Origin of the sequence: Roseibium sp., assembly GCF_965216085.1 — a bacterium.
Taxonomy (GTDB): domain Bacteria; phylum Pseudomonadota; class Alphaproteobacteria; order Rhizobiales; family Stappiaceae; genus Roseibium.
Window position 1 is genome coordinate 2,313,469 of sequence record NZ_OZ244138.1, and the last position, 21,413, is coordinate 2,334,881.

The 21,413-nt window shown below is 55.6% G+C and carries 18 protein-coding genes and 1 pseudogene; 17 read left to right on the forward strand and 2 right to left on the reverse strand.

Annotated features, from left to right (window positions below; genetic code table 11):
- The first annotated feature begins 455 nt into the window (after nucleotides 1-455).
- The gene (dnaE, locus tag ACOOFE_RS10720; protein WP_420415563.1) at nucleotides 456-3,905 is read left to right on the forward strand and encodes a DNA polymerase III subunit alpha; all 3,450 of its coding nucleotides are present in this window, start codon (nucleotides 456-458) and stop codon (nucleotides 3,903-3,905) included.
- 26 nt (nucleotides 3,906-3,931) lie between these two features.
- Here the strand turns inward: dnaE and ACOOFE_RS10725 are convergent, their stop codons facing one another.
- The gene (locus ACOOFE_RS10725) at nucleotides 3,932-4,330 is read right to left on the reverse strand and encodes a VOC family protein (RefSeq protein ID WP_420414907.1); all 399 of its coding nucleotides are present in this window, start codon (nucleotides 4,328-4,330) and stop codon (nucleotides 3,932-3,934) included.
- A gap of 320 nt (nucleotides 4,331-4,650) precedes the next feature.
- Here ACOOFE_RS10725 and rpsB point away from each other — a divergent pair, with 320 nt between their 5' ends.
- From rpsB to ACOOFE_RS10800, 15 genes are all read left to right on the forward strand, one after another.
- Nucleotides 4,651-5,460: a 30S ribosomal protein S2 gene (gene rpsB / locus ACOOFE_RS10730; RefSeq protein WP_141186436.1), complete on the forward strand. Its 810-nt coding sequence runs from the start codon at nucleotides 4,651-4,653 to the stop codon at nucleotides 5,458-5,460.
- 151 nt (nucleotides 5,461-5,611) lie between these two features.
- Nucleotides 5,612-6,529 carry a translation elongation factor Ts gene (tsf, locus tag ACOOFE_RS10735; protein ID WP_420414908.1) on the forward strand — a complete coding sequence of 306 codons (918 nt, stop codon included), beginning with the start codon at nucleotides 5,612-5,614 and terminating at the stop codon, nucleotides 6,527-6,529.
- A 71-nt stretch (nucleotides 6,530-6,600) separates the two neighbouring features.
- The gene (gene pyrH, locus ACOOFE_RS10740) at nucleotides 6,601-7,323 is read left to right on the forward strand and encodes a UMP kinase (RefSeq protein WP_141186438.1); all 723 of its coding nucleotides are present in this window, start codon (nucleotides 6,601-6,603) and stop codon (nucleotides 7,321-7,323) included.
- A 106-nt stretch (nucleotides 7,324-7,429) separates the two neighbouring features.
- Complete coding sequence (gene frr / locus ACOOFE_RS10745) at nucleotides 7,430-7,993, forward strand: ribosome recycling factor (protein WP_141186439.1); 564 nt, start codon at nucleotides 7,430-7,432, stop codon at nucleotides 7,991-7,993.
- Nucleotides 7,994-8,025: 32 nt separating this feature from the next.
- Nucleotides 8,026-8,793 (forward strand): isoprenyl transferase, encoded by a 768-nt coding sequence (locus ACOOFE_RS10750; protein WP_420414909.1) that lies wholly within the window; start codon nucleotides 8,026-8,028, stop codon nucleotides 8,791-8,793.
- A gap of 15 nt (nucleotides 8,794-8,808) precedes the next feature.
- Nucleotides 8,809-9,651 carry a phosphatidate cytidylyltransferase gene (locus ACOOFE_RS10755; RefSeq protein ID WP_420414910.1) on the forward strand — a complete coding sequence of 281 codons (843 nt, stop codon included), beginning with the start codon at nucleotides 8,809-8,811 and terminating at the stop codon, nucleotides 9,649-9,651.
- Between the two features lie 65 nt (nucleotides 9,652-9,716).
- On the forward strand, nucleotides 9,717-10,871 hold the full coding sequence (locus ACOOFE_RS10760; RefSeq protein ID WP_420415564.1) for a 1-deoxy-D-xylulose-5-phosphate reductoisomerase: 1,155 nt from the start codon (nucleotides 9,717-9,719) through the stop codon (nucleotides 10,869-10,871).
- Nucleotides 10,872-10,972: 101 nt separating this feature from the next.
- On the forward strand, nucleotides 10,973-12,109 hold the full coding sequence (gene rseP / locus ACOOFE_RS10765; RefSeq protein ID WP_420414911.1) for an RIP metalloprotease RseP: 1,137 nt from the start codon (nucleotides 10,973-10,975) through the stop codon (nucleotides 12,107-12,109).
- Nucleotides 12,110-12,303: 194 nt separating this feature from the next.
- The gene (bamA, locus tag ACOOFE_RS10770) at nucleotides 12,304-14,661 is read left to right on the forward strand and encodes an outer membrane protein assembly factor BamA (RefSeq protein ID WP_420414912.1); all 2,358 of its coding nucleotides are present in this window, start codon (nucleotides 12,304-12,306) and stop codon (nucleotides 14,659-14,661) included.
- A gap of 99 nt (nucleotides 14,662-14,760) precedes the next feature.
- Complete coding sequence (lpxD, locus tag ACOOFE_RS10775) at nucleotides 14,761-15,798, forward strand: UDP-3-O-(3-hydroxymyristoyl)glucosamine N-acyltransferase (protein ID WP_420414913.1); 1,038 nt, start codon at nucleotides 14,761-14,763, stop codon at nucleotides 15,796-15,798.
- 65 nt (nucleotides 15,799-15,863) lie between these two features.
- Nucleotides 15,864-16,328, forward strand: a complete 465-nt coding sequence (fabZ, locus tag ACOOFE_RS10780; protein ID WP_141186444.1) for a 3-hydroxyacyl-ACP dehydratase FabZ — start codon at nucleotides 15,864-15,866, stop codon at nucleotides 16,326-16,328.
- Between the two features lie 6 nt (nucleotides 16,329-16,334).
- A complete protein-coding gene (gene lpxA, locus ACOOFE_RS10785) occupies nucleotides 16,335-17,123 on the forward strand; it encodes an acyl-ACP--UDP-N-acetylglucosamine O-acyltransferase (RefSeq protein ID WP_420414914.1) in 789 nt (262 codons plus the stop codon).
- A 13-nt stretch (nucleotides 17,124-17,136) separates the two neighbouring features.
- On the forward strand, nucleotides 17,137-18,021 hold the full coding sequence (locus ACOOFE_RS10790) for an LpxI family protein (protein WP_420414915.1): 885 nt from the start codon (nucleotides 17,137-17,139) through the stop codon (nucleotides 18,019-18,021).
- Nucleotides 18,018-19,199: a lipid-A-disaccharide synthase gene (lpxB, locus tag ACOOFE_RS10795; RefSeq protein ID WP_420414916.1), complete on the forward strand. Its 1,182-nt coding sequence runs from the start codon at nucleotides 18,018-18,020 to the stop codon at nucleotides 19,197-19,199. Before ACOOFE_RS10790 ends, lpxB begins: the two co-directional genes overlap by 4 nt.
- A 131-nt stretch (nucleotides 19,200-19,330) precedes the next feature.
- Nucleotides 19,331-20,089: a substrate-binding periplasmic protein gene (locus tag ACOOFE_RS10800; protein WP_420414917.1), complete on the forward strand. Its 759-nt coding sequence runs from the start codon at nucleotides 19,331-19,333 to the stop codon at nucleotides 20,087-20,089.
- A 99-nt stretch (nucleotides 20,090-20,188) separates the two neighbouring features.
- Here the strand turns inward: ACOOFE_RS10800 and ACOOFE_RS10805 are convergent, their stop codons facing one another.
- The gene (locus ACOOFE_RS10805; protein ID WP_420414918.1) at nucleotides 20,189-20,728 is read right to left on the reverse strand and encodes a helix-turn-helix transcriptional regulator; all 540 of its coding nucleotides are present in this window, start codon (nucleotides 20,726-20,728) and stop codon (nucleotides 20,189-20,191) included.
- A gap of 393 nt (nucleotides 20,729-21,121) precedes the next feature.
- On the opposite strand from ACOOFE_RS10805, the pseudogene ACOOFE_RS10810 reads away from it, so the two are divergent.
- Nucleotides 21,122-21,382, forward strand: a pseudogene (locus ACOOFE_RS10810) (multicopper oxidase domain-containing protein); the annotation flags it as partial.
- Nucleotides 21,383-21,413 lie beyond the last annotated feature (31 nt).

Here is a 21,413-nt window from a genome sequence, read left to right on the forward strand (position 1 = left end):
GGCTTGCAAAAAGAACATAAATGGAACATGTTTAGCTTATCGAAAGAAAGTTTGGAGTGAGTGATGTTCTATTTCGCGCGTGACTGTGCTGCTCTGGCATCCCTGGTTTCTTTTGGCGTGACCCTGGCGGTCTGGGGTGATGTGATCCTGTCTGCGGGCTGATCATTGTCCGCAAATGCGACCCAGTCCGGCAGGCTGTTGGTCTGACGGACAGTCTTCCAAAGCCGCATTTTGAATGTGGCTGATCAATTCTGAGTTGGAAAAACAGAGGTCTGAGCAGGCGTGCTCTGGTCAAGGTGTTTTCAGCTGATTAAAGAACAGCGGTGACAACCGCGCTGGCGGCTGGACGAAACGCGATGCAAGCGTTTCACTAACAGCGAAGATTCGCGTAGGCCTTCAAGGGTGCCGCCATGACTGATTCAAACAGCGCTCAAGACGCAGCTGCTAACCCGTCTATGCAATCGGGCAATGGGCCCGGTTATGTGCATCTGCGGGTTCATTCAGCACTGTCGCTCCTAGAAGGCGCGCTGCCGATCAAGAAGCTCTTGGATCTGGCCAAGGCCGACGACCAGCCGGCGCTGGCAATTGCCGACACCAACAATCTTTTTGGTGCCCAGGAGTTTTCGGCCAAAGCCTGGGGCGCAGGCATCCAGCCTCTAACCGCTTGTCAGCTGTCCGTCTTTTTTGACGACGGTCTGGACAGCGGCCGGCGCGGTGAACCGGCGCTCGCCGATCTTGTTCTGATTGCCATGACCGAAACGGGCTATGGCAACTTGATGGAGCTGACCTCGCGTGCATTTCTGGATACGGAAACAGGCCTGCGCCCGCATGTCACCCTCAGCTATCTCTTGTCCAAGGCTGAAGATGTCATAGTCCTGACCGGCGGCAGTCTCGGGGCTGTCGGGGCGGCACTTCTGGCCGGGCGCAAGGATCTGGCCGAGAGCCGCTTAAAGACGCTGAAGGAGGGGTTCCCCGGTCGTTGTTATGTTGAAATTCAGCGCCATGGCATGGACAGTGAAAAGAAAACCGAGGAGGCCTTCCTCGATCTTGCCTACGCCATGGATCTGCCGCTGGTTGCCACCAATGAGGCGTTTTTTCCAAAGCGGGAAGACTATGAAGCCCATGATGCGCTGATCTGCATTTCCGAAGGCCGAGTCATCATTGAAAGTGATCGCCGCCGCCTGACGCCGGAGCACTATTTCAAGACAAGGGCGGAAATGTGCGCGCTCTTTTCCGATCTTCCCGAGGCGCTTGCCTCCACGGTCGAGATTGCCAAACGCTGTTCGTTCCGGCCGATGCGGCGCGCACCGATTCTGCCGCGGTTTGCCGGTGCGGATGCGGACCCAGAAGAAGCCGAACGCGCCGAATCGGAAGAACTGAAACGCCAGGCGCGCGAAGGCTTGCAGGCCCGTCTTGATGCTCATGGCCTAGCGCCGGGACTGGAAGAAAAAGACTATTGGGAACGGCTCGATTATGAGACCGGCATCATCGAGCGGATGAAGTTTCCAGGTTACTTCCTGATCGTTGCCGACTTCATCAAATGGGCCAAAAACCAAGACATTCCGGTTGGCCCGGGCCGTGGGTCGGGCGCGGGCTCGCTGGTGGCCTGGTCTTTGACCATTACTGACTTGGACCCGATGCGGTTTTCTCTGCTGTTCGAACGGTTCTTGAACCCCGAACGTGTCTCCATGCCGGATTTTGATATCGACTTCTGCCAGTCGCGGCGGGAGGAGGTGATTAGATACGTTCAGGAAAAATACGGCCGTCAGCAGGTTGCCCAGATCATCACCTTTGGATCCTTGCAGGCCCGCGCGGTTTTGCGCGATGTCGGCCGTGTCCTCCAGATGCCCTATGGACAGGTCGACCGGCTGTGCAAACTGGTGCCGGCGAACCCCGCCAATCCGGTGACGCTTGGCCAGGCGATCGAAGATGAACCGCGCCTCCGGGAAGCAGCCAAGGAAGAAGAGATCGTTGACCGGCTTTTGGGCATGGCGCAAAAGCTCGAAGGTCTTTACCGGCACGCCTCGACCCACGCGGCCGGTGTGGTGATCGGCGACCGGCCGCTGGAACAGTTGGTTCCGCTCTACCGCGATCCGCGCTCCGATATGCCAGTTGCCCAGTTCAACATGAAAATGGTTGAAGATGCGGGGCTGGTGAAATTCGACTTTTTGGGCCTGAAAACCCTGACGGTCATCGACACGGCGGTCAAATTGATCGAACGGCGCGGCATCACCGTTGATGTTGCCGGTCTGCCGATTGACGATAAAAAATCCTACGATCTTCTAACCCGCGGCGAGACTTTCGGCGTGTTCCAGCTGGAAAGTCAGGGCATGCGCCGGGCCGTTGCCGGTATGAAACCGGACCGCTTTGAAGACATCATTGCGCTGGTGGCGCTCTACCGTCCGGGCCCGATGGAAAACATCCCGGTCTATAACGCGGTTAAACACGGCGAACAGGAACCGGATTGCCTGCATCCGCTCTTGGAACCGATCCTGATGGAGACGAATGGCATCATCGTCTACCAGGAGCAGGTGATGCAGATCGCGCAGGTTCTGTCCGGCTATTCCCTCGGTGAAGCGGATCTTCTGCGCCGCGCCATGGGTAAGAAGATTGCCGCCGAAATGGAGGTCCAGCGGGCCCGCTTTGTCGATGGGGCCGTGGAGCGCGGCATCAACAAGACCCAGGCCGGAACGATCTTCGATCTGGTGGCGAAATTCGCCAACTACGGCTTCAACAAATCCCACGCGGCCGCCTATGCGCTGGTCTCTTATCACACGGCTTGGTTGAAGGCGAACCATCCGGTTGAGTTCATGGCAGCGTCCATGACCCTCGATATGGGCAACACGGAAAAACTCGGCGATTTCCGCCAGGAAGCCCGGCGTATGGGCATTGAGGTGGTGCCGCCCTCCATCAACCGTTCGCAGGTCTATTTTGATGTGTCCGACGGCAAGATCCTTTACGCTATGGGGGCGGTCAAAGGGGTTGGCGAACAGGCGGTGGAACACATCGTAGAGGTCCGCGGCGACACTCCATTCCAGAGCCTGGGCGATTTTGCCCGCCGCATCAGCCCGAAAGCACTCAACAAACGCACGCTGGAAAATCTCGTGGCCGCGGGCGCCTTTGATGAGCTTGAGCCAAGCCGGGCCCGGGTCTTTGAAGGGCTCGACCGGGTGATGGGCCTGGCGCAGCGCACGGAAGAAAATAAAACGCTTGGCCAGGACGAACTGTTCGGCGGTTCTGATAGTGAGGAGCCCTTGCAGCTGGATGATGTCCATGGCTGGACATCGGAAGAAAAGCTCCAGCGGGAGCATTCGGCCATTGGTTTTTATCTCTCCGCCCACCCGATCGACGAATACGCCTCGGTTCTGGAAAAAATGCGGGCGCAGCCCTGGGCCCAGTTTTCTGAAGCGGTCAAGAAAGGCGCGTCCGCTGGCCGTCTGGCGGGAACCGTCATTTCCATGCAGGAACGCAAGACAAAATCCGGCACAAGAATGGGCATTGCGCGGCTCTCCGATGCAACCGGCCAATATGAAGCCCTGCTGTTCCGCGAAAAGCTGGAACACTTTCGCGATGTGCTGCAATCCGGCCGGTCGGTTGTTGTGCTGGTTGCTGCCGACATGCGTGACGATGAACCGTCCCTGATCATCGAACAGGTTGACCCGATCGACAAGGTCGCTGCGCGCTTACAAAAAAGCATGCGGGTCTTTGTCCGCGACGAGCGGCCGATCGCCAGTCTTGCCAAACAGCTGACCATGCGCGGAGAGGGCGATGTGACTGTGATTGTGCTTCTGGAAAACGGTGCCCGAGAAGTCGAAGTAAAACTTCCCGGCCGGTTCCGCCTCTCGCCGGAGATTGCCGGAGCCCTCAAGGCGGTTCCCGGCGTCACCGACGTGCAGATGGCCTGACCGGTGTTTCTATTCACATTGAAGAGTCAGCCGGCCGGCCAGATGATCTCGAGCCGGATTCCGCCGGGCTCTGAAAACATCATGTGATGACGCGGGCCGCCGGACAGGGGCTCTGGTTCGAATTCCATTTCAACGCCAGGCCAGGTGCGGACTGTCTCCGCCATCGTCAGCAGCTCGTCTTTGCTGGCAACTTCAAGGGCTAAATGATGCAGGCCGATGTTGGTTTTGCGGTCAAAGTCTGTGATCGGTTGGGTTTTGTCCGCTTGCCAGAGCGTGAGACGGCAGGTGCCATCGGAAACGGTCGAGCGCGGATAGCTGTCATCGCGGGCAAGCACCTCCCATCCAAGGCACTCTGAGAAGAAAGAGGTTGTTTGATCCAGATCCCGGACCGTCAGGCCGAGGTGGTTGATGCCTATGGTTGCCATGGAACTCTCCTTATATATGGTCGGCCATCTAAATCGGGATCAGCTGCTGCGGGCAAAGGCCAAGGGAGGCGCGGTTTGCAAGGACTTGCAGCCGCGGCGGGGTGGGTTCGGCGAATATAGCCTATTGCGGCGAAGATTCTGCGTATAAAACCGGCGCCAGGCTCTTGAAATAAAATTTCTCTCCCACTATAAGGCGCCCATTCCACACGCAAGGGGCGGAAACTGAGCTTATCGGTGTCCATCCGGTGGCTGAAGGAAAATCTCCTCCAGCCCACAAACCTCTTGCGGAGGTAAAACCGGAAAACTCAGGAGTTATAGGCATGGCATTGCCTGATTTCACGATGCGTCAGTTGCTGGAAGCTGGCGTTCACTTTGGTCACCAGAAACACCGTTGGAACCCGCGCATGGGTCAGTACATCTTTGGTGTACGCAACGATGTTCACATCATGGACCTGTCCCAGACCGTTCCGCTTCTGCACCAGGCACTGAAGGCTGTCTCTGACACCGTTGCTGGTGGTGGTCGCGTTCTCTTGGTTGGTACCAAGCGCCAGGCTCAGGAAGCTGTTGCAACGTCTGCCCGCAATTCTGCGCAGTACTTCGTCAACGCCCGCTGGCTCGGCGGCATGCTGACCAACTGGAAAACCATTTCCCAGTCCATTCAGCGTCTGCGCAAGCTGGAAGAGACCCTGAACTCTGACGCAGCAAACGCTCTGACCAAGAAAGAGCGTCTGTTCATGGACCGCGAGCGCGAAAAGCTTGAGCGGAACCTTGGCGGTATCAAGGACATGGGTGGTATCCCGGACCTGATTTTTGTCATCGACACCAACCGCGAAGCGATTGCCATCCAGGAAGCCCGTCGTCTGGGTATCCCGGTTGCTGCGATCCTGGACTCCAACTCCAGCCCGGAAGGCATCACTTACCCGGTTCCGGGCAACGATGACGCTGGCCGTGCCATCTCGCTTTACTGCGACCTGATCGCCCGCGCTGCTATCGACGGTATTTCCCGCGCACAGGGCGCGTCCGGCATGGACATCGGTGCATCTGAAGAAGCTCCGGTTGAAGAAGCGATCGTTGAAGCTGCTGCAGAAGCAGCTCCGGCTGAAGCCGAAGCGGCTGCCGCTCAGGCTTAATGATTTTGTTTCTGCCGCACGGGTTTTGTGCGGCAGAAACTTGTTGAATTCGTTCGGCGGGGCGCAATTTGTTGCACACCCGTCATAAAGGCGCGGAAAGCAATCAGCTAAACCGTGTCTCATCTGAAACCCCCCATCCACGAGGCAATCGATGAGCATTACCGCCGCGATGGTAAAAGAGCTCCGCGAGAAATCCGGCGCTGGCATGATGGACTGTAAAACCGCCCTTAAAGAAAATGGCGGTGACATGGAAGCAGCTGTTGATTGGCTGCGCACCAAAGGCCTGGCGAAAGCTGCCAAAAAAGCTGGCCGTGTGGCCGCTGAAGGTCTGGTTGGTGTGGCTGCTGACGGCGCAAAAGCTGCTGTGATCGAGCTGAACTCCGAAACCGACTTCGTTTCCCGTAACGAAGGTTTCCAGGAGCTGGTGGGCAACGTCGCCAAGGTTGCTGTTAGCACCGACGGTTCCGTAGACGCTGTGAGCGCAGCTGATCTGGGCGGCAAGTCTGTTGCCGACTCGATCACTGATGCGATCGCGACCATCGGCGAGAACATGAACCTGCGCCGTTCTGCGATCCTGTCTGTAAACGACGGTGTTGTTTCCACCTACGTTCACGGCGCTGTTTCCGATGGCCTCGGCAAAATTGGTGTTCTGGTTGCTCTGGAATCTTCCGGCGACAAGGACAAGCTGAACGCCCTTGGCCGTCAGATCGCCATGCACGTTGCTGCAACCAGCCCGCTGGCTCTGAACACCGATGAGCTGGACCCGGCTGTTGTTGAGCGTGAAAAAACCGTGTTCTCCGAACAGGCCCGCGATTCCGGCAAGCCGGAAAACATCATCGAGAAGATGGTGGAAGGCCGCCTGCGCAAGTTCTACGAGGAAGTCACGCTGGTCAAACAGGCTTTCGTGATCAATCCGGATCAGACTGTCGAGCAGGCTGTTGAAGGCCTTGCCAAGGAAATCGGCACTGAAGTCAAACTTTCCGGCTTTGTCCGCTTCGCTCTCGGCGAAGGGATCGAGAAAAAAGAAGAAGACTTCGCCGCCGAAGTGGCGGCAGCCACCGGGCAGTAAGTTCCCAAGAAAAAGCGCCGGCAAGTCCGGCGCTTTTTTTTTAGAAACTACAATTTACCCAAGGTGCACAAATGACATCTCCTTTGCGTTGGAAACGGATCCTTCTCAAACTCTCCGGCGAGGCCTTGATGGGATCGCAGGCTTTTGGAATTGACCCGGCCATTGTTCAGCGGATCGCAAAGGAAATAGCCGACGCTGTGGCGCTTGGGGCGCAAGTTGGTGTGGTTGTCGGCGGCGGCAACATCTTCCGCGGTGTGGCTGTGGCTGCGAAGGGCGGCAATCGTGTCACCGGTGACCACATGGGCATGCTGGCCACCATCATGAACAGCCTGACGCTCGCCGACGCTCTGCGCCGCCTCAAGGTCAACGCCCGCGTTCTGTCGGCGGTCGCTGTTCCGTCCATCTGCGAAACCTTCTCCCAGCGCGTTGCGGACCGCTATATGGAAGATGGCGATGTCATCATCTTTGCCGGTGGTACAGGCAACCCTTTCTTCACGACCGACAGTGGCGCGGCTTTGCGTGCGGCGGAAATGAAATGCAACGCCTTCTTGAAGGGCACACAGGTCGATGGGGTCTATTCCGAAGACCCGAAGGTCAATCCGGATGCGGAGCGGTATGAAGCGCTCAGCTACGATGACGTGATCACCCGCAATTTGAAAGTCATGGACACGACGGCAATTGCCCTTGCGCGGGACAATTCTATCCCTGTTATTGTCTTCTCCATCCACTCACCGGGCGCCCTTGTGAGCGTGTTGCAAGAAACGGGAACCTACACAGTCGTGGGTGAGCAATAGTTTTTAGCTGTGTAACAGCTTGTAGCTCTTGTGTTTCGACGCGGTTATGCCATGTTGGCGCGCCGGATCTGAATTGGCTCTAAGCAAAAACAACAGTGAGGACAAAATGTCTGTAGAAGGTGTCGACCTGGACGATTTGAAGCGGCGCATGCAAGGCGCGCTTTCGGTATTGAAAACCGAATTCGCCGGTCTTCGCACAGGCCGCGCATCCGCAAGCATGCTGGACCCGATCACAGTTGATGCTTACGGCCAGTCCATGCCGCTCAATCAAGTTGGAACCGTGTCCGTTCCGGAACCGCGCATGGTTGCAGTTCAGGTTTGGGACAAGAGTATGGTTGCCGCAGTCGAAAAAGCGATCCGCGAATCAAACCTTGGCTTGAACCCGGTCGTCGACGGCCAGTTGTTGCGCCTGCCGATCCCGGAGCTCAATGAAGAACGCCGCCAAGATCTGATCAAAGTTGCGCATAAATATGCGGAAGGCGCGAAAGTCGCGATCCGCCATGTGCGCCGCGATGGCATGGATGACGCCAAGAAGGCCGAAAAAGACGGGGATATTTCCCAGGACGACAGCCGTGTTGCCTCAGATGAGGTGCAAAAACTGACGGACCAGATGATTTCCGAAGTGGATGCTATGTTGTCCAAAAAAGAGCAGGAAATCTCTCAGGTCTAATTAGTTAAGGCGCGGCAGCGGCGGATACGATGATGAGCGGCAACCCGGAACGACAGGCAGATGCAGGGCCGCTTGCGGCTTCATCCCCGCATGTGCCGCGTCATATTGCCTTCATCATGGATGGTAACGGCCGCTGGGCTTCCTCCCGGGGGCTGACGCGCACCGAAGGCCACCGCCAGGGGCTTGAAGCTCTGCGCCGGATTATCCGGCACTGCGGCACGCGCGGCATTGAGATCGCCACGATCTACAGTTTCTCGACAGAAAACTGGAGCCGGCCGGAACCCGAAGTGAAGTTCTTGATGAGCCTGCTGCGCCGGTTTGTGCAGCGGGACTTGAGCGAACTTCACCGGGAAAACATCCGCATCCGCATTATTGGCGAACGCCAGTCTCTTGAGCCCGGCATTTTGAAATTACTTCAAGATGCCGAGGACTTGACCCGCGAAAACACGGGGATGGATCTTGTTGTGGCGTTCAACTATGGCGCCCGCCAGGAAATCACCGGTGCGGTGCGCAAGTTGTGCGAAAAACTGGCGGCCGGAGACCTTCAGGCCAGCGAGATTTGCGAAGACGCGATTTCAGCTGAACTGGATACAGCAGGCCTTCCTGATCCAGATCTGATCGTGCGCACCAGCGGTGAGCTGCGCCTATCCAACTTCCTTCTCTGGCAGGCGGCTTATTCGGAATTCTATTTCACCGAATTGATGTGGCCGGATTTCGATGAAGCGGCCCTCGACAAGGCGCTTGAAAGCTTTGGGTCACGGGACCGGCGCTACGGCGGTGTTACCGCTCAAGCTCTGTAGGGCCCTTGTATTGTGATGCCGGTGCAAGACACTCCCGCCAAACCGAAAAGCAATCTGTATCAGCGTGTTATATCTGCCGCGGTTCTGGCGCCGGTCGTTCTCGGACTGATCTACTGGGGCGGCTTGGCCTATGCAGCCCTCGTTTTGGCCGCCGCTGTTCTATTTTTGTGGGAATGGTTTTCGATCACCGGAACTCGCCACCTGTCGCCATCTGCCATTGCTGGGCAGGCAGCGCTGATTTGCGGTGGCATTCTCCAAGTGGCCGGAAATCCTCAGCTTGGACTTGCTGTAATTCTCGCCGGTGCTGGCGCAGCTTATGTGTTGTCCGGTTTTTCAAGGGCAGGGCGCTGGGGCGCGGAAGGTGTGCTTTATAGCGGGTTCGCTTTGTTTTCTCTTCTGGCCCTTCGTAGCGGGACTGGCGGCCTGATCTTCATCTACTTCCTGTTCATCGTTGTCTGGGCCACCGACATTTTCGCTTATTTCACTGGCCGGGCTTTGGGTGGACCAAAACTCTGGGCGCGGGTTTCACCAAAGAAAACCTGGTCAGGCGCCCTTGGCGGCCTCGTCTTTGCGATCATATTTGGGGCAGGGGTCAGCGTTGCAGGCAGCGGCGGACACATGGCGATATGGGCGGGACTTGCGGCAGTATTGTCAATTGTCTCACAGGCCGGGGATCTGCTTGAATCAGCCATCAAACGGCGATTCGACGTAAAGGATTCCAGTCAGCTCATTCCTGGGCATGGCGGCATCATGGACCGCATCGATGGACTGGTCGCAGCCGCGATCTTTGCCGTATTGATCGGCTGGGTGGCCGGCGGAACTCTCGCCGATCCGCTTGCCGGATTGGCTCTAAACTAGTTGGGAATATGCCGGTGCCGGCAATTAAAGACTATAACACCCGGACTTCTCCAATCCGTGTGACAATGCTTGGAGCGACTGGTTCTATTGGTCAAAGTGCTGCCGATTTGATCGCGCGCAATCCGGACCGCTTCGAAGTTGTCAGCCTGGTCGCCAATTCCAGTGCCAAGGCTCTGGCAGAAATGGCGATTTCTCTGAACGCCAAGAGCGCGGTCTTGGCTGATCCGGAAAACTTCGAGGACCTGAAAGGTCTTCTTGTTGGAACCGGTATCGAGGCTTCAGCCGGTGAGGCCGCCGTTTTTGAAGCTGCAGACCGGGACACAGATCTGGTTATTGGAGCGATTGTCGGGGCCGCGGGACTGGCGCCGACCATGGCCGCCATCAAACCTGGACGCCGGATTGCGCTTGCCAACAAAGAATGCCTGGTTTGTGCCGGGGATCTCTTTATGGCGAAGATTGCGGCGGCGGGCGCGGAAATTCTGCCGGTCGACAGCGAACACAATGCGATCTTCCAGGTGTTTGAAGCAGCTGAACCCGACAGTGTTGAAAAAGTGATCCTTACGGCATCCGGCGGGCCTTTTCGCACCTTTGCGCTGAAGGATATGGCGCAGGTGACACCTCAGCAGGCGTTGAAACATCCCAACTGGGACATGGGTGCCAGGATCTCAATCGACAGTGCGACCATGATGAACAAAGGCTTCGAAGTGATTGAAGCCTATCATCTTTTCCCCATTGAATCTGATCAGCTTGAGGTGCTGGTGCATCCTCAATCTGCTGTGCATGGCCTAGTCCAGTACCGGGATGGGTCTCTGCTTGCGCAGCTTGGAAGTCCGGATATGCGCACGCCAATTGCGCACTGCATGGCCTATCCACGCCGGATGGAGGCGCCAGTTCAACGGCTGGACTTGGCAAGCCTTGGTTCTCTGACGTTCGAAAAACCAGACCTCGCGCGGTTCCCGGCGCTCCGTCTTGCACTGGAAGCGCTGCGAAGCGGTGGGCAGGCTCCGGCGGTTCTGAATGCTGCCGATGAAACTGCAGTTGCTGCGTTTCTTAAAGGTGCGATCGGCTTTATGGACATTCCGGCAGCTGTAGAAGAAACGCTCAATGCCTTTGCTGCATCTGGAGAGATTTCGGCAGCCGGTTCGGTCGAAGATGTGCTCAACGTCGACCGTGGCGCCCGGCAATGGACTGCCGATTGGATTTTGCGCAAAGCCGCTTGAAAAAATGCGGGGTCAAACTCGCCAAGGATCATTAACGTGCCGTAATTCCATTGCTAATAGAGTGGCTCTGGATTTAAAGCTCGGGAAATATCGGATATCTCATGGATCTCTTTGACTCTGCCTACGGATTGTTGGTCGGATACCTCGTTCCATTTCTTTTCGTTCTGACAATCGTTGTGTTTTTCCACGAGCTTGGTCACTTTGCTGTGGCGCGTTGGTGCAAGGTCAAGGTGGACGCTTTCTCGGTCGGTTTCGGACGGGAACTCTTCGGCTGGTATGACAAACATGGCACGCGCTGGAAAATCTCTCTGATTCCATTGGGCGGATACGTAAAATTCGCCGGAGATGAGAATGCAGCCAGTGTTCCTGACCGCGACTATATCGCCAGCATGAGTGAAGAAGAGCGCAAGACCGCCTTCATTGCCAAGCCCGTTTGGCAAAGGGCGGCCATTGTGGCTGCCGGCCCAATCGCGAATTTCATCTTAGCAATCATCATCTTCGCCGGCATTTTCATGGCATATGGCAAGCCGCAATTGTTGCCGGTTGTCTCCTCGGTGATTGAGGGCTCGGCTGCTGAGGCCGCAGGCATCAAAACCGGAGACCGGATCCTTTCGATCAATGGTGAGCCTCTGTCCTACTTCGAAGATTTAAAATGGACAGTTCGGCATAACCCTGATCAGCCGTTGATATTGGGAATTAACCGGGATGGCGCGGAAATCTCCGCAACTGTCGTTCCGGCCTATGTGACGGACGTCAATCAGTTCGGCGTGGAGTATAGGGAACCGCGCATCGGTGTTGCCATGGCGAGTGATGCCGAAACTCGGGTGCTGATCCGGCTCGGCGTAGGGGGCGCTTTGTGGGAAGGGGTCTTGCGCACCTATAAGATCATCTACGACACGATCAATTTCATTGGCGAAATCTTTGTCGGAGAACAATCTGCGCAGCAGTTAGGCGGACCGATCCAGATCGCCCAGGTGTCCGGTACTGTTGCGCAATTCGGTTTGATCGAGCTGATAAGCTTGGCCGGTTTTCTGTCTGTTTCCATCGGATTTATCAATCTACTGCCGATTCCGATTCTTGATGGCGGGCATCTGGTTTTCTACGCCGCAGAAGCAATCCGTGGAAAACCACTCGATGAAAGAGTTCAGGAAGTTGGTTTCCGTATCGGACTGGGGCTTGTTCTGGCACTTATGGTGTTCGTCACTTGGAACGATATCTGGCGTTTGATGAGGCTCTAACGCAGGCGCCGTGACATTGACGCAACGTCCTCAGACTAAATCGCTTTCGCCAGCCAAGGGCTGTTGCGTTATCGGTAAAAGTCTATAAAACATGGATCGGTTTTCAGGAATCTTCCGGGGTGATGTGAGGGTTTCTGAAACGGGGTATTAAAAAACAAAGGCATAGCGCACTGATGCAGCGATTGCAGAAACTTATGAGAGCCGCAATTTTGGCGGCCGCGGTTCTCACTGCCGGCTCTGTTCTGCCGGACACTTTGGGGCCATTCGCTGGCGCGACACAGGCGGAAGCCGCAGTTGCTCGTAAGATCGAGGTTCGAGGGACGAGCCGAATCGAGGAAGAGACTGTCATCAGCTATATGACGATCGTTCCTGGTCGGTCCTACGGTGCCGCGGATGTGGATGAGTCGCTGAAAGCCCTCTATGCAACAGGTTTGTTTGCCACGGTTGAGATCACCCCACGTGGCAGCACGGTTATTGTGACCGTCAGCGAAAATCCGATGATCAATCGCGTTTCTTTTGAAGGAAACAAAAAGATCAAGGACAACGCACTGGAAACCACTTTGCGCTCTCAGCCGCGCTCCATGCTGTCGCGTGCGAAAGTTCAAGCCGACGTCCAGAACATTCTAGAAGCTTACCGTCGCTCCGGCCGCTATGGTGCGTCTGTCGAGCCGAAGATTATTGATCGCGGCCAGAATCGCGTCGATCTTGTTTTTGAAGTCAATGAAGGCGCAAAAACTGGTGTTGAGCGGATCAGCTTCATCGGTAACAAGTCCTTCAGCGACGGCCGTCTGCGTGATGTTATCCGGACCCGTGAAAGTGGTCTGTTGAGCTGGTTGCGCAGCACCGACACATATGACCCGGATCGCTTGGCTGCTGATGAGGAGCTGCTTCGCCAGTACTACAACAAAAAGGGTTATGCGGATTTCCGTATCGTTTCGGTCAGCGCAGACCTTGATCGCGAAAACAACATTTTCTACGTGACCTTCACGGTTGATGAAGGCGAGAAGTACAGCGTTGGCAATGTTGAAGTCGTTTCCACGATCGCGGAAATCGATCCGGAAGATCTTCGTAAGCTGGTTCGGACCCGCAGTGGCAAGACATTCAACTCTTTGCGTGTTGAGCAGTCTGTCGAAGACATCACTTTGCGCGTTTCTGAAGAAGGTTACGCTTTTGCCCGTGTTCGTCCGCGTGGCGCGCGCAACTACGAAGACAACACCATCGACCTGATCTACTATATTGAAGAAGGGTCGCGCGCTTACATCGAACGCATCAACATCATCGGTAATGACAGGACCCGCGAATACGTTATTCGTCGTGAGTTTGATGTTGCTGAAGGTGATGCTTTCAACCGCGCCTTGATCGACAAGGCTGAGCGCCGCCTTAAAAACCTGAACTTCTTTGAACGTGTTGCGATTTCTACTCAGCAGGGCAGTGCGCCGGACCGGGTTATCGTAAATGTTCAAGTGGAAGAAAAGCCAACCGGGGAAATCTCTTTCGGTATCGGGTATTCGACCACGGACGGTGTTGTTGGCGACGTTTCGGTCTCTGAGAAGAACTTCCTGGGCCGCGGTCAGTTTGTAAAGATTGGCGTTGGTGGTGGTACCGATACTCAGACCTATGAATTCCGGTTTATTGAGCCGTTCTTCATGGGGCGCCGGATTGCTCTTGATCTCGATCTCTACCGCGCGGTCAATGATGCCAATGACTACCGGTCATTTGATGAAACACGGACCGGAGGCGGCTTCGGCTTCACTCTGCCGTTGCGCGAAGATGAAACCACACTGCGGCTTTTCTACAAGATCTTTGAAGAAAAGAACGAAGACAAGCGCTATGGATCGACGAACATCACTAATTGTGACACGGCGAACCTTTCTCTGGCGGTCTGTGACTCCCTTGGTACCTATTTGACGTCGCTGGTTGGCTACGAGCTCAAGTACACCACGCTTGACCGCAACTTGAACCCGACCGATGGCTTCTACGCGTCCTTCTCGCAAGAGTTTGCTGGCGTCGGTGGCGACAGCCAATACATCAAGACAGAAGTTCAGGCACGGGCTTATCAGGAAATCCTGGCAGACTACGGTCTGGTCGGCAGCGTCCGTCTTCGTGGTGGTAACATCATTGGTATTGGTGAGCGTCTGCGGGTGTCTGAGCAATTCATGCTTGGTGGAAACCTGGTTCGCGGTTTTGAAAACCGCGGTATTGGCCCGCGCGATGCGTCTTCAGATGATGCAATTGGTGGCCGTTGGTATTTCGCAGCAACCACAGAAGCACAATTTCCGTTCCCCTTCATCCCCAAGGAACTTGGGCTCGGTGGCGCGTTCTTCGCAGATGCTGGTTCACTTTGGGATGCTGACAACGATCTCGTGAACATCGTGGAAGCTGGTGGTGGCCGGATCCTGTCTAATGGCTTCGATCTGCGTGCATCAGTCGGTTTCGGTATCCGTTGGCAATCGCCGTTCGGACCGCTGAAGGCTGATTTTGCTTACCCGCTACTCAAAGAAGATAGTGATAAAACTCAGATCTTCCGGCTGAGCGGTGGAACCAGCTTCTAACGAGCGGTTTCTTTGAAATTCAAACGGCCGCCGCGTCAAACGGCGGCCGTTTTTGTTACGGTCTAACCGGAACACACTCCAGAACATGGGAATGTGCACATGTCCGAACCGAATTTCTTTCATTTTCCAACTGGCGTCTGTTTGGGCGATATCGCCAAATGGGCTGATGCGAAAATTTTGAACGGATCAGCCGAGACTGGAATCTCCGGTGTTGCTCCGTTGGAAGACGCGGGGGCCGGCATGTTGGTCTTTTTCGACAACACCGCCTATCTCAATGCGCTTCAGAACACGGAAGCTGCTGCGTGCCTGGTGTCGGCGCGCCACAAGGACAAGGTGCCGGAGGGGGTTACTGCGCTTGTGTGCAAAGACGCGTACCGGTCCTGGGCGAAAGTACTCGCAAAACTCTTCCCGGAGGCCATGGTACCAAAGGAACCGGGCGTTGACGGTGTGTCTGACCGGGCGTCAATTGATGACCAGGCCCAACTCGAAGATGGTGTTTGTGTCGAACCTGGTGCGGTAATTGGAGCCGGAGCAGAAATTGGCGCAGGGACTGTCATCCGCAGCAATGCTGTTATTGGCGCTGGGGTCCGGATTGGCCGGGATTGCGTAATTGGGGCCAACTGTTCCGTACAACACTCCATTTTGGGAAACAGAGTTTATCTGCATCCGGGTGTTTGCTGTGGTCAGGACGGGTTCGGCTACGCCATGGGGCCGGGCGGACACCTGAAAGTGCCACAAGTTGGCAGAGTGGTGATCCAAGATGATGTTGAGATTGGCGCCAACACCACCATCGACCGTGGAGCGAACAGAGATACGGTGATTGGAGAAGGCACAAAGATCGACAATCAGGTCCAGATTGGCCACAACGTGGTCATTGGGCGGCACTGTGTGTTGGTTTCTCAGGTCGGAATATCTGGCAGCGCGACTTTGGAAGACTTTGTGGCGATCGGCGGTCAGAGCGGTGTGAAAGGTCATGTCACGGTCGGCATGGGTGCTCAGGTGGCGGCTGTAAGTGTCGTCAACGAAGACCTTGCTGCTGGCGGTCGATATGGCGGAACACCGGCAAAACCGGTGAAACAATGGTTCCGGGAAGTGGCTGCAGTCAGAAAGCTTGCAGAACGCGGCGGCAAATCGTAAACGGACGGTAGTTCGAACATCCAATTACTTGAAGAATTTGGCGGTGAACGGCCAAGGGGCGAAGAATGGACGAAACAGAAAAGAAAACGCTCGCGACCGCGGACATCATGAAAATCATGAAGCTGTTGCCGCACCGGTATCCGTTTTTGCTGATCGACAAGATCATCGAAATGGACGGCGATGAGAGCTGTATTGGCGTCAAGAATGTCACCATCAACGAACCGCAGTTTCAGGGCCACTTTCCGGAACGGCCGATTTTTCCGGGTGTTTTGTTGATCGAGGCCATGGCCCAAACTGCGGGCGCCTTGTGTGTCCATGCCCGCGGTGCCGATGCGCCGCCGCAGCTGGTCTATTTCATGACTATCGACAGGGCAAAGTTCCGCAAACCTGTGGAGCCGGGTGATCAGGTCCATTTTCACGTCAAGAAAATCAAGCAACGTGCGAACATCTGGAAGTTCGATGCCGTTGCCAAGGTGGATGGTGCAAAAGTTGCCGAAGCCGAAGTCAGTGCCATGCTGGTAGATGCGTGAGGGTTTATGACTGATATCCATCCAACGGCCATTGTTGAAGATGGTGCTGTCCTTGGGGACGGCGTGCGCATCGGGCCGTATTGCGTCATTGGTCCGCAGGTCAAGCTTGGCGCGAATGTTGAATTGAAATCCCATGTAGCTGTTGCCGGTGACACCACAATCGGTGCCGGAACGTCTATCTATCCGTTCGCCTCTGTCGGTCATCAAGCGCAGGATCTGAAGTTTCAGGGCGAAGCTGCGACCTTGTCGGTCGGGGAAGGCTGTATCATCCGTGAAGGCGTGACGTTAAATCCGGGAACGGAAGGTGGTGGGCTCAGCACAACGATCGGCAACAATTGTGCCTTTCTGGCCAATTCCCATGTCGGTCACGACAGCCACCTGGGTGACCGGGTGGTTCTGTCCAACAATGTCATGATCGCCGGTCATGTCGACGTTGGCAGCAATGTCATTTTTGGTGGCGGTTCAGCCGTGATCCAATTTACACGCATCGGCGACAATGCCTTTATTGGTGGCTTGGCGGGATTGGAAAATGACCTTATTCCATTCGGTATGGTGACCGGCAACCGGGCAAGCCTCGGAGGTCTTAATCTTGTTGGTTTGAAACGCGCCAATTTCCCGCGCGAACAGATCCATGCCTTGCGGGCAGCTTACAAGGCACTCTTTGAAAGCAATGAAGGCACCCTGCGCAATCGGGCGGAAGCCATTGCTGCGGAAACGGCAGACCAGCCGCTTGTGAAAAAAGTGACGGATTTCATTCTTGAAAAAGAAGACCGGCGCTTTTGTACGCCTGCCTAAGTAGGTGAACGTGATGCTAGACGCGGGATCAGCCGGGCAGGCTCCGGTCGCTCTGATTGCTGGAAATGGCCGGATCCCGTTGCAAGTTGCGCATGCGCTTGCCGACGCTGGCCGGGACTGCCGCGTTGTTGCAATCAAGGGGGAAGCTGATGAGGCAACCCGTGGACTTGCTTCGGCCGAACTTGGATGGGGCGAAATCGGCCGTCTTTATTCGTTTTTGAAAAAAAGCGGCTGCCGGGATGTCCTCTTGATAGGTGGGGTGTCCAAACGTCCGGATTTCACGTCAATTCTGGGGGATCTGGGCACATTGCGCCGGTTACCCACCATCATCCGGGCGCTGGCGGGCGGTGATGACAGCCTTTTGACCAAGGTGATTGGCCTGTTTGAGGTAGAGGGGTTTCGTGTCGTGGGGATCAAGGATGTTGCGCCGGCACTTCTAGCTGCCAGCGGTGTCTTGGGCAAAATTCAGCCAAAGGATACGGACTGGCGCGATGTTCAATTGGCATTGAGCGCCACGCAGAAGCTCGGAGAGCTGGATATCGGCCAGGCGGCCGTTGCCATTAATGGCCGGGTGGTTGCGCTGGAAGGTGCGGAAGGCACAGATGCCATGCTCGAGCGCTGTGCCGACTTGAGGGAAGCTGGCAGGATCCGGGCAAAACAAAAGACGGGCGCTCTGGTGAAGACCGCCAAACCGAACCAGGACCTCAGAGTGGACTTGCCGACCGTTGGACCGCGCACGATTGAACGGGCGCAAGCAGCTGGTCTCTCTGGGATTGCCGTTGAAGCTGGTGGCGCTTTGATCTCGGACCGCGAGGAAACTTTAGCCCTGGCGGATGCAGCTGGCCTATTTGTTCTGGGCATCGATCAAACTGCGCTCACCAGTGATCTAGAAGAATGACAACCCGCCCGCCGACCATATGCATCGTCGCGGGCGAAGAGTCCGGTGATCAGCTCGGCTCCGAACTGATCAAGGCGCTCAACGAAAAGCTCGGATCCGGCGTGCGGTATTGCGGCGTCGGCGGCGAGCGCATGACAGCGCTGGGGCTTACCAGCTTTTTCGATATGTCTGATGTTTCGGTCATGGGCCTGTCCGCGGTTCTGGCCCGGCTGCCGCTGATCGTCAAACGGGTTTATCAGACCGTCGATGCGGCAATTGCCGCAGGCCCGGATGTCTTGGTGATCATCGACAGTCCCGATTTCACTCACAGTGTTGCCAAGCGTGTCAGAAAACGCGCGCCTCATATTCCGGTTGTCGGCTATGTGTCGCCATCGGTCTGGGCCTGGCGGCCGGGCAGGGCGAAAAAGATGAGCGTTTATGTCGACGAACTTCTTGCGCTTTTGCCGTTTGAACCGGGTGTTCATAAAAAACTTGGGGGGCCGCGCACGCATTATGTCGGCCATCCGCTCAGCGAGAACGCAGATACACTGCGTCCCTCGGAAGGCGAGCGCTCGCCTCTAAGCGATCCCAACAAGGTGTTGCTGGTCTTGCCTGGAAGCCGGGGCAGCGAAATTACCAGGCTGCTGGACGTCTTTGGCGAAACGGTTGCCTTGGTCAAAGAAGAGATGCCGGACCTCCAAATTGTTCTTCCTGCGGTCGCGCATTTGGAAGACCGGATTCGATCCGGTGTCAGCACTTGGAAACACCAGCCGGAAATCGTCATTGGTTTGGAGGAAAAGCGGGCCGCATTCCGCCGTGCGCATGCAGCTTTGGCAGCCTCCGGTACGGTTTCGTTGGAGTTGGGGCTTGCCGGTGTGCCGATGGTGGTTGCTTATAAGGTCGACTGGTTTTTCCGGCGCCTCAAAGATCTCAACAAGATCTTCAAATTCGCCAGCGTCGACTCCTTTGTGCTGCCCAACATCATTCTTGGCACCAAAGCGATCCCTGAGTTTCTCGATGAGGAAGTACAGCCGGATGTATTAGCGGCGCTATTGAAGGCCTATTTGACCGATACCGCCGAGCGCCAGACCCAGGTAAGCGAACTCACCCGCCTCGATCAGGTGATGCGTCTTCCCGATGGCTACAGCCAGCGGGCTGCCGCTGCCGATGTTGTTATTGGCTGTTTGGAAAAAGACTAGTTTTTCAGCGCCGAAGAATGCGTGACGTTGCCGTCATGGTTCCCAATTCGGGATCAATCCATTACCATTTGATGCTGACCGGTGGTTGAACCGGGGGGGCATTCGCAAGCGAGATGGTTATGGTGAGAGACATGATGTCGATAAAACGTAGAGACATCATAAAAGGTCTTGGTGCTGTTGCTGCGGGAGCTTGCTGTGATTTGTCAGGTGCGGGCGCCAAAGCGGCTCAACCTTTGATCATCATGCACAATGAGGATTTTCCTCCCTTCGAATATGATGAGAATGGAACGGCTGCGGGAATTTTGCCGAAAAAGATCAATACGATCCTGGCACGAAGTGACGAATACATTGCCATCCATAGAACCAATCCCTGGCGGCGCGCGCAGCAGATTATCCGTATTGGACGGGCAGATGGTTTGTCCGCGTATCCGTCTTTGGAGCGGCTTGAGTATATTGGTTTCAACGAAACACCGTTGGAAACGATCACGCTAGGTCTCGTCTTTGCGAAAGACCACCCGAAACGGGCTGAAATAGAGAGCATTTCTTCCCTGAAAGATTTGAAAAAGTTTCGGGTCGTCGATGTTTTTGGAAATGGATGGTCCAAACAGAAAATTGCCCCGATCGTCGACATTGAGTGGGTTCAGTCCTTTGACCAGGTATTTGAAATGTTGGCCAAACGCCGCACAGATGTGCATGTGGTTGTCAGTTTGAAAACAGCCAAATGGCAATTTCGGCATCTCGGTGCGCGTATCAAGGACGTAACGTTTATGCCGCGGCCGGATCTCAGTCCACCTATCCCAATCCACTTCGGTCTTCGCCGCACGCTGGCCGGTTATGAAACCATATTGCGCCGGTTTGACGAGCTTTATGACGAAAACCGGTCAATCTGAACTTATCGGGTGAGGGCGGGTTTTTCTCAAGCTCTCAATAGTCGTTTTCTAGTGACCTCAATATCAGTTTCCTGACGGTCCGAGCGTTTCAATCAGCGATCAGTTGATCCCAGTAGACGGCGGATCAAGCATGTCCTCAAAGAACCAAGCCGTCAGTTCGTTCCGGCTGCCGACGCCGGCCTTGCGATAGACTGCCGTTGCCTGCTGGCGGACGGTTTTTTCCCGTGTTTGCCGGAGTTCAGCTATCTCGCGAAATGACAGTCCTTTCAGCATGCCGATAACAACATCCTGCTCGCTGGCTGTCAGGCTCCAGGCATCAAACTGTTTTTGCATGACCGCACGGTATTGTCCGGCAAGTTCAGGAGAACTGGAGTCGAGTTTGGCAAGCTGGCCGCGCGCGCTGCTCAGTTGGCCGCTGAGATCTTTAAGAGCTTTTTGCTGAACACGGTGTTCGTAGGCAAAACCGAGCAGAACCACCGCACTAATGATTAGCCCCGAGAGATCGTCGGCCATAGTAGCCAAGGTTTCTCCATTGCTGAATTCGGTGAAAATCTCGACAACGCTGGTGGCGAAAACAATCAACACAAAAACGATGAATATCGCTTTTCGGTAGCGGAAAAGCCCCGAGGGGTCGGCCATGTTGGATTCCCTGTTTTGACTAGAAATCAGCATATCAACTTTTGTTTTCAGGCAAAAATTGACCGTTTGCCGGATGCTCTTAACTGGAAATCCGGCATTTGTCCGATGGATTTTCTTATCGTGGATGGCCAGACAGCACCTTATCGAGCCCGCCATCGTGTGATCAAGCAAATGATCCGGGCTGCGACAATCCTATTCGGTGTGAGGATCTAAATGTCGAATCTCCTATCTCGTCGGCACTTTCTTGCTGGCGGCGCGTCTCTTTTTGTTGCCAGTCAAGTCCGGCCGGTATGGTCGAAAACCATGCGGCCTAAGTTGCCGATCCCGGCGCTTGCTGATGGGACAGATAGCGAGCCAATCGATCTGCAGATCAGACGGGGAACGCAGCAGTTTATGCCTGGAGTTAAAACGCACACTTTGGGGATCAATCAGAATTATCTAGGCCCAACCATTCGCACCCGCAGGAACAGTGAACTTAATCTGAGGTATCACAACACGTTATCGGAAGGGGTCTCTATTCACGGCCACGGGCTGCATGTCCCAGGCGATGTTGATGGCGGTCCCCAACTGGAGATCGCGCCCGGCGGAGTGTGGCAGCCTAGACTTTCAATTGTGCAGCCGGCCGCGACCTGCTGGTATCATTCGCATACCCACGGGAAGACCGGGGAACAGGTTTATAACGGGC